This window comes from Rhodovibrio sodomensis (assembly GCF_016583645.1).
GTDB lineage: Bacteria > Pseudomonadota > Alphaproteobacteria > Kiloniellales > Rhodovibrionaceae > Rhodovibrio > Rhodovibrio sodomensis.
On the sequence record NZ_NRRL01000099.1, the window covers coordinates 41567 to 56088 of the forward strand.

The following is a 14522-nucleotide window of genomic DNA, read 5'->3' on the forward strand; positions in this document are numbered from 1 at the left end:
CCCGGTAGAATTGGGTCGCGCAGCCGACCGCGCCGGCTCGTATCCGGATAAAGCGAGAGCGGCCGGCTGCCCGACCGCTCTTGTCTACCCACGCCGTTTTCAGACTGCGCCCAGTCGCCGCGGCCCCGGCGGTGTAACGGGCGGCTCTAGGGCGTGCTCTACAGATCCTTCGATCCATGTGGTTGCCGGATCATCGGTCAACCTCTTTCGTATCGGCCAGACGGATTAGCGATTTGCCCCGCGCAGATCCATGTGAGCGGCGTCCAGGATCTCGGCGAGCTGTAGTGAGGCCGTCAGCTGGTTGGCCGTCGTCGTGTACTTGCGCGTCATCTCGGGGCTGGCGTGCCGCAGCACGTGGGTGGCGAGCTTCTCGCGTTCCGGCATCTCGCTCGTGATGAAAGTCGCCGCCGCGTCCCGGAAGCGCTGCGGGGACACGGCGACCCCGAGCCTCTCCCGGGTGACCCTGGTGATCGCGGCGTAGAGGGTCGCCTGCACCGGCGGCTGACCGCCCCGGGCGATCCAGAAACGGTCGTGCGCGGGTGCGTAGTGCGCGCGATAGCGCGTCAGCCACAGCTCGCAGAGCAGAGCTTCCAGAGCCGGCAACGGACGCTCGTTCGCGTTCTTCGTCTTCACGTCTTTGCTGGGGAAGTGGACCTGCTGTGTGTCGAGCTTGACGTTGTCGAGCGTCAGGTTCGTCCAGGCCCGCGGGCGCTCCGGGCACATGACACCCAGCAAGATACACAGACCGTTGCGGAAAGCCTGGATCTGCGGCCAGCCTTGTGGACCGGCGTCCAGGGCTTCGTGGATCAGCTCCACGCCGACCCGATGGAGATCCTCGGCCGTGAAGCGCATCAGGTTTGCGGTCTTGACCTTGGGCTGCCGCTCGGCATCCGCGGCGATTGCGCGTCGGATATTGCCGAGCCAGGCGTAGGCATCGTCCTGCCCAGGGTCGAGGAGCTCGGCGATTGCCTTCAGCTCCTTGAGATACCCGGCTAGTGTGTCCAGCCGCACCATGGACTCGTGGTCCTCGATGAACGCGAGCACACCATTTGGCGAGACGGTGTCGGCCAGCCCGCGCCCCCGCACCGTCACGAGGTAGCGCGTATAGACGGCGGCTTTCTGATACTGGGTTTGGCGAACCCAGGGTGATCGCTTCATCGATGCCCAGCGCCGCAACCTCTTTGGATCGTCCGGATCGAAGAGCGCCAGCCAGCGGGTCCGCGCGTGGGCTGGCCAAGTGGCGCAGTCCTGCAGGACGTGGGCGTGCGTATGCGCGGTATTAACAGACATTACGGTACCTTTCTGACACGTGCCAACAGGTCGGCTCGGAGGTCCGCTTCGGCGGCGTCCAGACGCTGCTGGAACTCTATGTCCGCCATGGCCTGTTTGATGTCGGCGTAGTACGCCTCGGTCGTGGACAGGTTCTTGTGTCCGAGGATCTGCTGGATAAGCGGCATGGCCGTGACGTCCCGGTCCAACACGATCTTCGCGGTCAGATGCCGGTTTGCGTGCAGGTCCATTTTGATCCCGGCGTCCCAGCAGCGCTTGCCGAAGTGATGGGTGATCGTCTCGAGCGCGCGGTGCTTCATGCCGTAGGCCGGGAAAAGCCACGGGTTCTGTGGATCGGCGCCCAGGCGCTCGGCGAGGGCGGGCCGAATTGCCTGCAGGTAGAAGCGCACGATCTCGGTGGCGTAGGGCGTGAGGAACACGGCCACGTCGTCCGTGCCGTGCTTGACCTCGCCGCCCCACAGGCGGATACGCCCGCGCTTGCCGGGCTGGTTGGGGATCGCGAGGTTGGCGCCCAGACGCTTCTCCTCGGCGTAGGCGATGCGTAGCTCGCCGATGTTCTCACGGCGCAGCGGGCAGGAGCGGGTGATCGCCGCGACTGCTGCGGTGATGGCGGCGCAGAAGTCTCTCTGGCTCAGCTTGCGGGGGTTACCTCCGATGGCCTGAAGCTTCCGGCGGACGCGCTCGTAGAGCGTTTCCGGAAGCTCGAACCAGGCGAGCAGCTTGCGTTCGCCGTTGTCGCCGTCGAACTGGGTGAGCATCGCCTTATGCGACGGCCCCATGCAGCGGCGCTTGTACCGACGGACCGATTTCTCGTTCTTCTCGCCCCAGCCGATGAAATCCGGATGTACCAGGTCGTAGAACGTGTCGATCTCATCGATCGTTGAGGGGGACTGACCGATATCCTGAGCGATCGCCTTGAAGGCTGTGACAGTCGCCTTGAGTGTAGCGTTCTTCTCGTCCGGTGGCGTAGCTCCGCGTGCGGTGGCCCGCTGCTCTTGCCGGTGAAACCGTTCACCGAGGACGCAGTCCAGCACGTCGGGCACGAAAATCTCATTGAGCTGTGTGGGATCCATCTCGAACTCTCGGATCGCGGCGTTGGCTGCATAGAGGAAGATTGTACGGAAGTTCGCGCGACCGCTTTTACGGGAACGGCCTCCGGCGTCGTCCGTTATCGCGGGCTGGGGAGGGGGAAACCGGCGGCTGAAGCGTTTGGACGATCCCGCTTCCTGGTTGGCCATCGCCGTGAGCTGGGTCTTGGCCTGAGCCAGGCCATCGGTTTCGGCCGGCGCGAACGCGCGCGCGTCGTAAGCCTCCCAGGCAGCCCGTAGTTCAGCTGGTAGCTGATCGTACGGGATCGCGTGCGGCGACGCGGTCGTGGCATTCTGATACACGCGGGCGAGTTCGGTGCGCGGCCATGTCGGTACAAGCGTCTGCAGCCGTTCCCAGCCGTAGACCGCATTCCGGGCGCTCTCGAGCGGGTTCGCGACCTGCCGCGCCTCTAGGTCGACCTGCATGGCGGCGATGGTCGTGTCGTTGACCGCGTCGGCATCGATCCCGGCCCGCCACGCGTAATCAAGCAATGGCCACACTTTGCTCAGCGCGCCGCCGACGGCGTTCTTGGTTGATTGCGGCATCATGGACTGCTTGCCCTTGAGTGCCGTGGCGGCGCCGACTGCCTCAGCCCACCGGCCGGTGAGCATTGACGCGCGGACGCACTGGCGCTTTTGGAGATCGCCGAGTACGCAGGCCGCGCGGATCTGGCTCTTGAGGGTCCGGAAGCTGGCCCGTGCGACGCCGAAGTCCTGATGAGACAAGGCGTCCAGCTTGGCTTCCACATTTTTGCGGTTTGCGCGCACATCTGCGCCGGTGGTCTGCGGGCTTACCTTGGCGATAAAGCGGACCAGGGCGGAACGGCACGCCTTCCACCTTTCAGCATTCCGCTGCACATCGATTGCGACCAGGGCGTCGGCGAGCGTCGCTTCACCCTGGAAAATCCGCAGCGCCGTATCGGTCGTCAGCGCCCATGTGTTGGGGAGGTCGACGAGGCGCCGGAGCGCGTTGTGTTCCTCCCGGAAGGTCTTGGGCTTGAGGTCGAGACTGTCGCGCAGCGCGGCATGGGCCGCGAGGGCTCCCTCAGCGGACACCTGGGTGGGCAGGGCGCCGGCCTGCTCGGTAATGCGGAAAAGCGCCTTGCGGGCGATCGTGAAGCCGTAGTCGCCGCCAATGGCGCTGCGGTGGACGTGGGCGGCGGCGATCAGATGGGCGATGCTGATCATCGATTGGTCTCCAGACGTATGGTTGGGTACTCAGAAGGGCCGGGCGCAGCCGGCGGCGTCGCACCCGGCGATCGACGCCGGCGGCTGCGCCCAGGCCCGCTTGCGGGTTGGTCATTGACGCTGTATTGACGGGAGCTGGCGCGGTTGACGGAAAATGCGGAAACGGCCGAAAATCTTGAAAACGCGCGCTCGTCTAAAGATCCGAAAGACGAGGGCGCGTCTTTAATTCTGCTTTGGTTTTGGCCGAAAACAGCGGAAAATACGGAAACGGCGGAAGCGCTCATTTCGGCCGCCGATTGCGCAGGTTGGACTTGTAGCGATAGTACGATGCGACCAGGATGAGCCATCGCCGCCGGTCCTTCACGGCGTCCAGGTCGCCGTCGTGAATCCGGTTGAGCACCGAGCGCGGATCGCAACGCAGGAGTGCTGCCACCTCGGCGACAGTTATGAGCTCCTGCTGCGGCGCGGGCTCTTTGGGGGTCGGGCCGGGTGTTTTGCGCTTGGGCATGTCGTGCTCCTTTCGTTCGGACATTTCCGAAAGGGGAGCTGGTAGTGGCGCGACGGTGCTGTTCGAAAAAATCGCGAGCCCGGTCGCTTTTCGCCCACGACGGCGCGCGGCCCGGAACGCGCACGGCAGCCAGAACGAAATCGGCCCCGTCCTTTTGGACGGGGCCGATCCGGTCGCCAGCTCGACGTCGGGCCCCTGAGCGAGCGGGGGAGATCGTCTAAAATCTGACCCTGCCGTGTGGGCGCGCTGAGGTCAGTCTCGGTAGACCCCCGACCAGGCGGGGGCGTGCCGGGACCCCGATTTAACGGGGGAGAAGGCCGACGCAGGAGCCGGCGCCCCTGCGTCGCGAGCCGGCTGGCGGCGTCCGCCTGTGCGGCGGCCAACGGAGCCGTCGGTGTCCGCAGGACGGGTACCGAACGTCTCTGAAACAGAGATATGGCCGGGCCAGCTTACCACAATGTAAACCGCCGAACTTTTTTCTCCGGCCGTGCCGCGATCGATCTCAGACCGCGGAAAGCGCGCGTTCGAGCCCCCTGGCCAGGGCGGTGTCGCCATCGCGCTCGGCGTCCAGCGCGGCACACCGGTCCCGGGCGGCGTCGATCTGTTGGCCGACCAGGTGGGTCGCTGCGATCACGTCGGCCGGGCTCAAGTGGTCGACGTCGTAGTGTCGCCGCAGCGCGATCAGCTGGTCTGCCGCCACCTCGTCGGCTTCGTCGGCAGACATCTCGAGCCAGGCCTTGTCGGAAGCGAGGACCCGAAGGGCTTCGTGCAGCGGCAGCATCGGCCCGAGCTCAGGGTCGGTGGGCAGCGCTGCCACCGGCATCACGCAAGCGGCGATCGTACGGGCAGCCCGGCGGACCTCGAGCGGGGCCGCCATGAGTTCGGCGCGCTCGTCAGCTTCGAGCAAGGGCCCGCCCAGGAACAGCATGTGCAGGCCTTGCGCCTGGGCGATGGCTTCGGGGGTCCAGGTCATCGGGGTCGTGGTGGTCATAGCAGAACTCTCCAGACTGTTGCGCCTCTCGGGCGCGGATGGGTTGAGCGCCCGGCGGTGTAGGCCCCGGGCTTCGACGATATGGTATCGTCGGGGTTTCGCGGGCGGAGCAGGGCGATTGCGGCAGTGCCGGCGGCCCCGGGGTGCAGCCGGCACCGATCTGGCGCGCCCTGGCGGCCTTCATGCGGTGCGTTGGGCGCGTGTGTGAGCTACGGCCGCGCCATCCGGCCGATGTCCGCGCCGGCGAGGACAGCGTTCTGATGCCGCCTGTCCGGCACGAAGCCGCCGACGAGACGCAGCTCGCGCACGCCACTCGCCAACACCCACGGGCCGAACGCCGTCGCGACGCAGCGGGCCCAGGTGCGTGCCACGAAGTCGGCATACGTCTTCACGGCCTTACCGACGGTTGGGTCGGCGAGCGCCGCGTCTTCGGCCCGCACACTTGAGCGCGTGTCCAGGCTCGTCGGCGTCGACGTCGATGGGACGGCCTCGAGCGACAACCGGAGGGTCAGTTCGATGTCCTGGAGATGCTCTGACGCCGCGGCGTGCGCGTAGAGCAGCCGCGGCAGAGCGCCGATGCGCTGGCCGTCCAGGCTGGCGGCGGACCGCGTCTGCGGTGCGAGATCCGCGCGCAGGTAGTTGAGCTCGAGCGGATCCAGGAAACCCGCCGCGGCGCCAAGAGACTGGGTAAGAGCCCGGTACACCTCCGCGGGCAGCTTGGTCCCGGAGTTGTGGCGCACCCGGAGCGGACGGGTGAGGGTGGCGTCGTGGATCAGCCGGGCCCGGCCTGCGGACGTCGGCAGGCAGGCGGTGAGGGCCGGGACAACATCGGACTGGGACTGCGTCTGGGATTCCATGTTCATCTCTGATGTTCCTTTTTGTGGGGACGATCCGGAGCCGGCGGCGCCGCCTCCGCCCAGCACGAGGCGGCGCCCGCCGGCGTCGGAATCGCCCCGTCGGCCTTCACCCTCCTTTTCTGCTCGTTTCCGCGCGCGATGCTCTGCAGCCCAATGCAGACGGCCACGATCCCCTCGACCCCTCGAGAGACGGACGATCCGCTGTCAGGCTGCCTCGCCCACTGCCGCCGCGGTCTCGCGGTCGGCACGGCGGTTTTTCAGGCGTCGCAGGCGTTGCCGGGCGGCGCCCGCCGAGATGCCGAGGGCGGCCGCGATCTCGGACCAGCTGCGCCCTTGCGCACGCAGGGCGTCGATCCTGAGCGCCACCTGGTCAGCCTCGACCTCACGCTCAGCGGCCCGCTCGCCGTGCGTCCGACAGCCGCGCGCGCGGCGCTCTTCGGCCTTGCGCTTGCGCTCGCGCCTGCGGCGTTCGTCGGCGTGGATCAGCACGTCGAGGTGCCGGCTCTCCGCCGGCGTGAAAGACGAGAGCGCGTCTTTATCCGGGTTAGTTTCTGGCCGAAAACAGTGGAAAAGACGGACACGGCGGAAGCGCTCATTACCGCCTCCGGTTGCGTAGGTTCGACCTGTAGCGGTAGTACGATGCGACCAGGATCAACCACCGCCTGCGGTCCTTCACGGCGTCAAGGTCGCCGTCTTTAATTCGGTTGAGGACCGAGCGCGGATCGCAGCGCAGGAGTGCTGCGACTTCGGCGACGGTCATGAACTCCTGCTGCGGAGAGGGGTCAATAGGCGGTGGACCGGGCGTCTTGCGCTTGGGCATGCCGTACTCCTTTCGTTCGGATTTGTCCGAAAGGAGAGTTGGTAGTGGGGCGCGGGCGTTGTCGGAAAAAAGCTGTCTGCCTGGTTAATTTCCGCTCGCAAATGCGCCTGCCTTACGATCGCGCACTGTAGCCAAGACGACGACGGCCACGACTTGCCTCGCTCCGACACGCCAGACCTCGCTTGACAGAGCGTGGTCGTCGCCATCGGCGGGGTGATGGATCGCAGAAATGGCAGTCCGCCTGCGCGGCCGCCAGTTCTTGTTTGGCGTTTGGATCGCTGAACCGCCAACCCCTAAAAAAGGATGTTCTGTCAATGCTTTGTGACGCTGATCGGCGCCGTGATGTAGCGCGTCAAGCAGGGTGACCGGTTGAGCGACAACCTCGTGACCGGTGCGGGTCGTTGATGTTGAGAGGTTAGGTCTGCTGGTTATCACCTCCTTCCAAGTTGATGTCGTGGTTGTCGTTCTGGTTGTCGTTCTGGTTGTCGCCGAGGTTGTCGCTGGAGGATGACGTCTGCACGACATCCTCGGGCTGACGGTTGGCCGCCGCGCGTCGCCGGTAGCTGTCGACGTTGAGTTCGAGGATCGTGGCGTGGTGGACGAGGCGATCGATGGCGGCGACCGTCATCGCCTTGTCGGGGAACACCTGCTCCCAGGCGCTGAACGGCTGGTTGGCGGCGATGGCGAGGCTGCGGGTCTCGTAGCGCCGGGCGATCAGCTCGAACAGCACGCTGGTCTCGGCCTGGTCCTTCTGGGCGTAGGTGATGTCGTCCAGGATCAGCAGGTGGAACCGGTCGAGCTTGGCGAGTTCGCGTTCAAGCTGCAGGTCCCGTCGGGCGGCCTGCAGGCGCTGCACCATCTCGGTGGTGCTGGCGTAGAGCACCTTGTAGCCGGCCTCGATCAGGGCGTGGCCGACGGCGGCGAGCAGATGCGTTTTGCCGCTGCCGCTGTTGCCCACGGCGATCAGGTTGCCCGCACCGGCGAGCCAGTCGCCGGCGGCGAGGGCATCGACACGCGCCTTGGAGATCTCGGGCACGACGGAGAAGGCGAACGTCGCCAGGGTCTTGCCGGCGGGCAGCCGGGAGGCCTTGAGGTTCCGGTGGATCCGCCGGGTCTCGCGCTCGGCGAGCTCGTACTCGGCGAGCACGGCGAGCGCCTGGGCGGTCGACCAGCCCTCGCGATCGGCCCGCTCGGTGACCTCCTGCCAGTGCTTCTTGAACGTCGGCAGGCGCAGGCTGTTGAGCAGCGCCGGCAGCTTGTGCACGTCGGTCGTGGTGACGGCGGTCATCGGGCCACCTCCCGGTTCCCGGTGAGGAGCGCGTCGAACTTGCGCGGGTCGGTGAGATCGACCGGCACGTCGGCGGGCATGGCGGTGCTGGGCCGCAGACGCCGGCGCAGCGTGGCCGGCTCGGGCAGCCGCCCGGCCTCCAGGTCCGCGGCGATCAGACCGGCCAATTCGGCCTCGCAGCATTCCTCGTGCGCCATCGCCAGCAGGCCGACCATGCGCTTGCAGGCATCCTTCTGCGGCAGCGCCGCGCTCAGGGCCTGCCACGCCCGGCGGTATTCGCCGCGCGGGAACAGCTGGTCGCGGTAGGTGAGACCGGCGAGCGCCTGCGGCTTGCGCTTGAGCGCATGGACGACGTGGCGGTAGTCGACGACGTGCTTGCGCTCGCCATCATCGCCCACGCAGCGGCGGGGATGGGTCACCACGTGCGTGCTGCCGAGATACGCCTCGATGCGCGCGTCGTAGACGTGCACCCGCAGCCGGTGGCCGATCAGTTGCGAGGGGACGGAGTAGAACACGTTGCGCAGCCAGAACCCGCCGGTGGAGAGCACGGAGACGACCGCCTCGGTGAAGTCGGTCGTACGCTGCCGGGGCAGCGACTGCATGTGGCGCAGTTCCACGGCGAGATCGTCCCGTCGCGCCGCGTTGCGCCGGGCAACGACCTCGTCGACGAACCGCTGGTAGCTGACGAGGTCGGGGAAATCGCGGCTACCCCGCAGGATGAGCGCCTGCTCCAGGGCGTCCTTGAGATGCCCGTTGTGCGCCTCGACCGCGCCGTTCTCGTGGGCCTCCCCGGGGTTGTTCCGGCTCGCCCGCAGGCCGTAGTGCCGGCACAGGCCCGCGTAGCGCTCGGTCAGATCGGCCTGCTGCTCCCGGCTCAGGTTCTTGTACGCGGCCGAAAGGCTGTCGGTGCGGAGCTCGCCGGGTACCTTGTCCAGGGTCCAGAGCGCGTCCTGGAGGTTCTCGGAGAGGGCGGTGAAACTCTCCCCGCCCAGGACCACGCGGACGAACTGCCAGCCGCTGAACGGTAAGACGAAATTGTAGAGCAGATGTTTCAGCGGCTCGCCGGCGATGGTGACGCCGAGCTTGCCGGCGTCGGTGAAGTCCGACAGGGCCTGGCGCCCGGGCTCCTGGTTCTGGCGAAAGATCACGTCGCGCCGCGGCCCGCGCAACGCGCGCCAATCCCGAACCCGGCGCTCGAGCGTCCGGCGGACCTGGTCGTCCGGAAAGCTATCCGGGTAAGTCCGCTGCAGGTAATGCAGCAGCGTGATCGGCCGGAGGCCGGGATCGCGCTCCAGCATCGGCACGAGGTCGCTCTCCCAGACGTCGGCCAGGGGATCGGGGATGGTGCGTCCGCGCACCGGCGCCCGCTCGGACGGCTTGCGGGGGTCTTTCTCCAGCCGCCGCCCGGTGCGCTCGCTCATGCCGGCGCGGGCCGCGGCGACCCGCTGATTGTGATGCTGACGCTCGCGCATGTAGAGTCTCCACTGCTGGTCGGTGATGGTCTTGCCTGGCAACGGCGACCTCCTCCGGCTGTTTCACCGTCAGAGCTCGCCGAGGGAGGTGCGACCCACACCGGCCAGCAGCCAGCATCCCGCACAAATGACCGGGGCCAGCGCGATCCACGAGGCCCGGCCTCACCGACGGCCGGCCGACCTACGGCGCGCGACTGGGGGCGCGCGGTCGGCCGGCCTGTTCGGCCGGACCTGTGGATCGCCCCGAGCCAGCCGTCACCGGTCAACCTGGATGACGCTCACCGGACAAGCCGGTTGTCGCAGAACACCGTGACCCCCTGTGCCGGTCCATAGCTTCGATGGTCATGCCACGTCCTGCTACTACACGGTTAGCGAATTACCCGGGCTGACGGTATGCGTGAGGTGGCTCGCTACCGCGGACCGCGGGGGGGAGGACTGCCAGCCGATCCTCCCGTGATAAGGTGAAGCACCTGCGAACACGCCCAAACCGGATCCCTTTGCGCCCTTTTCCAGGAGCAACGAGGGAACAATTGTTCCCCCACAATTCAGCTATATCAGTCACTTAACCATTTTGTTAGGCTATGTCTGCACAGCGTGTTGGTTGATCGAGGCCCGCTATATCTAGCCTGCAGCCAGCAGGCGGGCCATCAGCGGGTTTCGCGGATCTTCGGCCGGGCCGCGTGCTTGGCGGGCGTCGCGATAAACCATCCATCCGGTGTAGAGCGCGATATTCTTCGTTGCCGGCCCGCGGAACGGCCGCATGAAGTCCTGGAACCTGGCGTGGAAGGCGTTGGCGTTCTGGATATGAAAGACGCCGTCCCGGACGCGGATGCCGGCCTTGGTGTTGACCTGCTCCACCCGGCGGCTGCGGGCCCGGCCATAACGGCGGTAGACAGCGGCTCCGTCCGAGCAGAGCACCGCGTCGCCTGCCAGAGAGCCGTCGAGGGCAGTCTCAAAGTAGCGGTAACGTAACGCCTGGAGGCGCTCGGCTGCTGTGGCACCGTGGCGGTCGCGCAGAACCAGAACCGGGATCTGCCAGCGAGACAGCCCGCGTGGCAGCTTTAAGCCGTGGCGCTCGTAGTCGCGCCAGCGCGGACGCGGGGGCTCGGGGTACTGCTGGGGATCGTCCGCATGTCGCGCCCACTCGCGAGATCCTTTGCGGGACTCCCGGAAGAACGTCTCGTCGGCCTCTACCAGGCCGGCCAAAGCATCATGGCCATAGCCCCGGACCGCCTCCAGCATGCGTAGACGCCAGCGCCATACCGTCATCTTATCGACGCCCAGGCGCCCAGCCAGGGCACGGCACGCGGACGGTTTCGCCGACACCATGTCCTGCGCCACGATGGCCATCTCGGAGCGCTTGCGCACGTGGGCCAGGGCCGTGCCGGTCGCCTTGGTGAAGGTCTTTGCGCACGATCCGCAACGCCAGCGCTGCAACCCGCCTCGCGTCGCGCCCCACCGCATCGCCTTCTCGTTGAGGCAGTGTGGGCACGCCGGTGCGCCCTGAACACGCCCCTCGACGAGCGCGTCTGCTTCCCGCTTGTCCAGCGCGGTCTGGGCCGAGGTGACCAGACGCTGGAGCTGGTCCAGCGAAAGCCGCTCCATGGCGCGCTCAATCTCGGCAATCCCGGTTGTCATGGCGGTGGTGCTCCCGACCAGAGGAGCGAGATAATTACCACAACCTCTAGCGGTCGCCTAGCTTACCAACACGCTTTGCAGACATTCCCTTTTGTTAACGCACTTTTGTGTGCGCTCACAGGGCACACAAAAGTGCGCTCAGCGCCGATATCGAACATCTCTGAGGATCATGTCGAAGATCTCTGAGGATTATGTCGAACATCTCTGAGGATCACTCGCCAAAACCCCAGCGTTTCCGCGGGACTCCGGAGGCCCTGAAGTAAGGGAAGTAAGAGAAGTAAGGGGAAGGATGAGGAAGATACGCCCTTCGGGCGGGGCGCTGGCGCCCCGATCTCATGATCAGAGGGACCGTCGTCGGGTCTCGATCCCATCTCCGTCGTGATCAGCACGAACCGAGGGATGCCCCCATGAACCTGGCCCGCGCCATTGGCCTTGCGGCCCTGCTCACCACCGCGACCCCGGCCTTCGCGGACGCCTCCGGATACAGCACGCTCGAGCCAGCCGTGGCGGATCCGGATGTCGTGATCACCGGGATTATCGGACGCAAAACCCACCAGCCAGGCCGGAAGGCTGAATCCAGACATTGGTACGGAAACAATACCACATGTTTCGTCTGCTCATCCCTCCCAGAGACCGCCTCAACCTGGCGGTTGTGATCGGCACGGACGACGGCTTGACGATCGCGACCGACAGCAGCGCCTGCGATCCTGAAACGCAGCGAGCGCTGGGCGGATAACACGGATCGTACGAACGAGATCATAAGGAGATAGCGAGATTCCTTCAACACAGCGCCGCAAGGTGACGGATAGCGAAAAAGCGCAGATTGCCGAACTGCATGCCGACGGCCGATCCCCTTCCGGGATCGCGCTGTCCATCGGCCGCAGTCGATACGTTGTGCGATACTGGATGGACAAGATGGGGCTCGATACCTCCGCGAACGCGTCGCGGTGGCGAGAGATCGAAAGCCGCGCGGTCGACATGAAGCGTGCCGGGGAGACGACCGAGGGCATCGCGCGCGCCCTGGGGATCGGCACCGCGACGATCAGGAGCATGCTGGCGCGCCACGGCCTGACTGGGGCCCCGCCACCGGCGCCGATCGAGCTCGAGGAGGCCAAACGGTTGCTGCGCCTGTACGAGTCCGGCGTCTACAGCATCAGGGGTCTCTGTCGGCAGACCGGGCGTGGGCGCCCGGCGATCAAGACGGCGCTCAAACGCGCCCGTCAGGCCAACAAGCCCGGCCCGAAGCCGCGTGCACGCGCCGGAGCCATCTCGGAGCAGGAGCGCACCCGGATCCGGTCCGCCCATCTCGCCGGGGCCTCGGTTCAGGACTTGGTGACGACCTTTGGGCGCTCCGAGAACACCATTTACAAGATCATCAAGCACCTGAAGCCAAGGCACCGCATCGAACCCGATCGCATGGCCCGGCTCTGGAAGCGGGGCCACTCGATTGCCGGGATCGCGCGTTACGACAAGATCAGCCAGAGAACCGTGCGCCGCAAGCTTGCCGAGGCCGGGATCGGGTCGACCCAACCGTTGAAGGACGGGCTCGCGCTCGTGGAAGCCGGGGTGAGCGTCGAGGTGGCCGCCGACCGGGTGATTTGCGACCCGGCCCGGCTGCGCGGCGCCGTGAAGCGCGCGGCACGGGCGCGACAGGCGGCCGAGGTCCAGAGCTTGCGGGCTGAAGGCATGAGCTGCGCCGCGATCGCCGCTCGCCTGGGCCCGAACTGGACCCGGATTGACGTGGAAAAGCTGCTGATGGATACGCGGGACGATGAGCAGACGCCGCCGCAGGACTTGGCGGCGTAATCGGCCAGTCTTCTGACCGGCCGGGCGAGCGTTCGTCACGGGGCTCGTCCGGCCGGGTCGTGCGGCGTCTGTCGCCAGGCACCCGCCGACACTGCGCGAGCCTCACCTTGCGATAACCCGCCATTATCGCGAGCAGCAGATTGTGCACACCTCGTACATTCGGGTCTTCGTTGATGCCGCGGTAAGGTAATCGGCCGAGAGCCTCCCCGGCGGCCTGTTACGGTAACCGATCATGAGGAGACTGCTCTCAGCAGGGAAAATTTTCATCGGGCTTATCACCCAAACAAAGGCTCGACCCAGGAAGCGAGACAAACGCTACACAACATGTTGTGCTTTAGGGTGCGGCAGTCTTACGTTGCGGTTTGTTGAAACCTATGAGTGAAACCTTCGAGCGTGTTGCGTCTCGCGGTCGATAAGGGTCTCTGGGGACGCGGCTTGCTGACAACGGTTTACGTGTTGATCGGCGAGGGGTCAAAGTGCCGATAGGCGTGCCAAGCCTTTGATGTCGGGGAGTTCTTATCGAACCACCCTGGCGCCGATTCACAGCCAGTTTCTTAACGGTGGGCCGCGCGCCGCCGTCCAAAAGGAAAATTTTGTAGGTCGCCTTGACCGGCGACAGCGGCGCGACCCGCGGGGCGCGCCGGGGTCTTGCGTCACCTGCCGGATGCCAAGGGCGTCGACCGGGTCGAGCGCTCCGCGACGTCGGGGATCAGCAGCGCGCAGCCCGGCGAGTGCTCCAACCAGCCGAGGATGCGCCTGACATGATCCTCGAGGAGATCCGCGACGCGCTCGCGCCGGTCCTCCGGCAGATCCGCGAGCACGTAGCAGCTCCAGTTGGCCTCGTCCCGGCGGGCGTGGATCATGGGACGCGGCCGCCGGAAAGCGCAGTAGCGGGCGCGTAGCAGGCACGGGAAGGCCGGTGCCACGGGCGCCAGCCGGCTCCACAGAGACGCGGGCGACAGGCTCGCGTCCAGCTACGAGAAGAGCGTCTCGGTCATTTCATTTTTCTCCTGATCTTGGTCACACAGGAGGCCGCCGTCTGTCGTAGCCGGCCCCGCCAAAGCCGGCCGGCGACGAGAGCGCCGGACTTTTCCAATCTCCTCTGGCTGCGTGCTTCGTGCGCGCTGCCGCGCACTTTTCCGACACCCGGCTTTACGCTTTGGCAACCGGCGCACGGCAGGCTCGGCAGTGTGCCTTCCCGGGCACCCGAGTCGCCGCCGATACCCCCTCTCTCCGATCCCCCGATTCCGAGACCCGCATGCCCTTCGATTCTGGCCGCGACGGCGATTTTTCGCCGGTCAACCATCTCCGGCGGACGGGTCGGTACGCCCGCGTGCTGGAGCGGCTGCGCGACGCGGACCCGCCGACCTTCCTCGTCAAGAGCCGCGTCCTGATCGAGGCGTGCGATCCGGCGGGCGCTCTGCGGTACGCTGACCGAAAGGTGCTTAAGTAAGCGCCAGCTACACCCCATTCGATCAACGGTTTCCCGGTCCCTGCTGATCGCGGCATAGCTGACCTCTCCAAGTTCAGGAGGCAGCCATGTCGCAGACCCTATTTTCCGCCACGAACGGTACGT

The 14522-nt window shown here is 66.4% G+C and carries 13 protein-coding genes and 1 pseudogene; 3 read left to right on the top strand and 11 right to left on the bottom strand.

Annotated features, from left to right (window positions below; translation table 11 throughout):
• Positions 1–225: 225 nt before the first annotated feature.
• The 10 genes and pseudogenes from CKO28_RS21640 to CKO28_RS21685 form a co-directional block, all read right to left on the bottom strand.
• Entirely contained in the window at positions 226–1290 is a 1065-nt protein-coding gene (locus CKO28_RS21640; protein WP_200342899.1) for a site-specific integrase, read from the bottom strand.
• Positions 1290–3566 carry a tyrosine-type recombinase/integrase gene (locus CKO28_RS21645; RefSeq protein WP_200342900.1) on the bottom strand — a complete coding sequence of 759 codons (2277 nt, stop codon included), beginning with the start codon at positions 3564–3566 and terminating at the stop codon, positions 1290–1292. The genes CKO28_RS21640 and CKO28_RS21645 overlap by 1 nt, the downstream gene beginning before the upstream one ends.
• Before the next feature lie 280 nt (positions 3567–3846).
• Complete coding sequence (locus CKO28_RS21650; protein WP_200342901.1) at positions 3847–4074, bottom strand: helix-turn-helix domain-containing protein; 228 nt, start codon at positions 4072–4074, stop codon at positions 3847–3849.
• A 502-nt stretch (positions 4075–4576) separates the two neighbouring features.
• Positions 4577–5065: a hypothetical protein gene (locus CKO28_RS21655; RefSeq protein ID WP_200342902.1), complete on the bottom strand. Its 489-nt coding sequence runs from the start codon at positions 5063–5065 to the stop codon at positions 4577–4579.
• A gap of 209 nt (positions 5066–5274) precedes the next feature.
• Positions 5275–5928 (bottom strand): hypothetical protein, encoded by a 654-nt coding sequence (locus tag CKO28_RS21660; protein ID WP_200342903.1) that lies wholly within the window; start codon positions 5926–5928, stop codon positions 5275–5277.
• A gap of 198 nt (positions 5929–6126) precedes the next feature.
• A complete protein-coding gene (locus CKO28_RS21665) occupies positions 6127–6411 on the bottom strand; it encodes an Lrp/AsnC family transcriptional regulator (RefSeq protein ID WP_200342904.1) in 285 nt (94 codons plus the stop codon).
• A 106-nt stretch (positions 6412–6517) separates the two neighbouring features.
• Complete coding sequence (locus tag CKO28_RS21670) at positions 6518–6742, bottom strand: helix-turn-helix domain-containing protein (protein WP_200342905.1); 225 nt, start codon at positions 6740–6742, stop codon at positions 6518–6520.
• A gap of 541 nt (positions 6743–7283) precedes the next feature.
• Positions 7284–8030, bottom strand: a pseudogene (istB, locus tag CKO28_RS21675) (IS21-like element helper ATPase IstB); the annotation flags it as partial.
• Positions 8027–9544 carry an IS21 family transposase gene (gene istA, locus CKO28_RS21680; protein ID WP_200342907.1) on the bottom strand — a complete coding sequence of 506 codons (1518 nt, stop codon included), beginning with the start codon at positions 9542–9544 and terminating at the stop codon, positions 8027–8029. The gene istA and the pseudogene istB, both read right to left, overlap by 4 nt.
• A 579-nt stretch (positions 9545–10123) precedes the next feature.
• Positions 10124–11140, bottom strand: coding sequence for an IS1595 family transposase (locus CKO28_RS21685; protein ID WP_200342908.1), 1017 nt, complete (start codon positions 11138–11140; stop codon positions 10124–10126).
• A 407-nt stretch (positions 11141–11547) separates the two neighbouring features.
• On the opposite strand from CKO28_RS21685, the gene CKO28_RS21690 reads away from it, so the two are divergent.
• Both CKO28_RS21690 and CKO28_RS21695 read left to right on the top strand, forming a co-directional pair.
• Positions 11548–11796: a hypothetical protein gene (locus CKO28_RS21690; protein WP_200342909.1), complete on the top strand. Its 249-nt coding sequence runs from the start codon at positions 11548–11550 to the stop codon at positions 11794–11796.
• 142 nt (positions 11797–11938) lie between these two features.
• Positions 11939–12946, top strand: a complete 1008-nt coding sequence (locus CKO28_RS21695; RefSeq protein WP_200342910.1) for a hypothetical protein — start codon at positions 11939–11941, stop codon at positions 12944–12946.
• Positions 12947–13599: 653 nt separating this feature from the next.
• Here the strand turns inward: CKO28_RS21695 and CKO28_RS21700 are convergent.
• A complete protein-coding gene (locus CKO28_RS21700) occupies positions 13600–13809 on the bottom strand; it encodes a hypothetical protein (RefSeq protein WP_200342911.1) in 210 nt (69 codons plus the stop codon).
• 395 nt (positions 13810–14204) lie between these two features.
• Between CKO28_RS21700 and CKO28_RS21705 the strand changes: the two genes are divergently transcribed.
• Positions 14205–14399, top strand: a complete 195-nt coding sequence (locus CKO28_RS21705; RefSeq protein ID WP_200342912.1) for a hypothetical protein — start codon at positions 14205–14207, stop codon at positions 14397–14399.
• Positions 14400–14522: the final 123 nt, after the last annotated feature.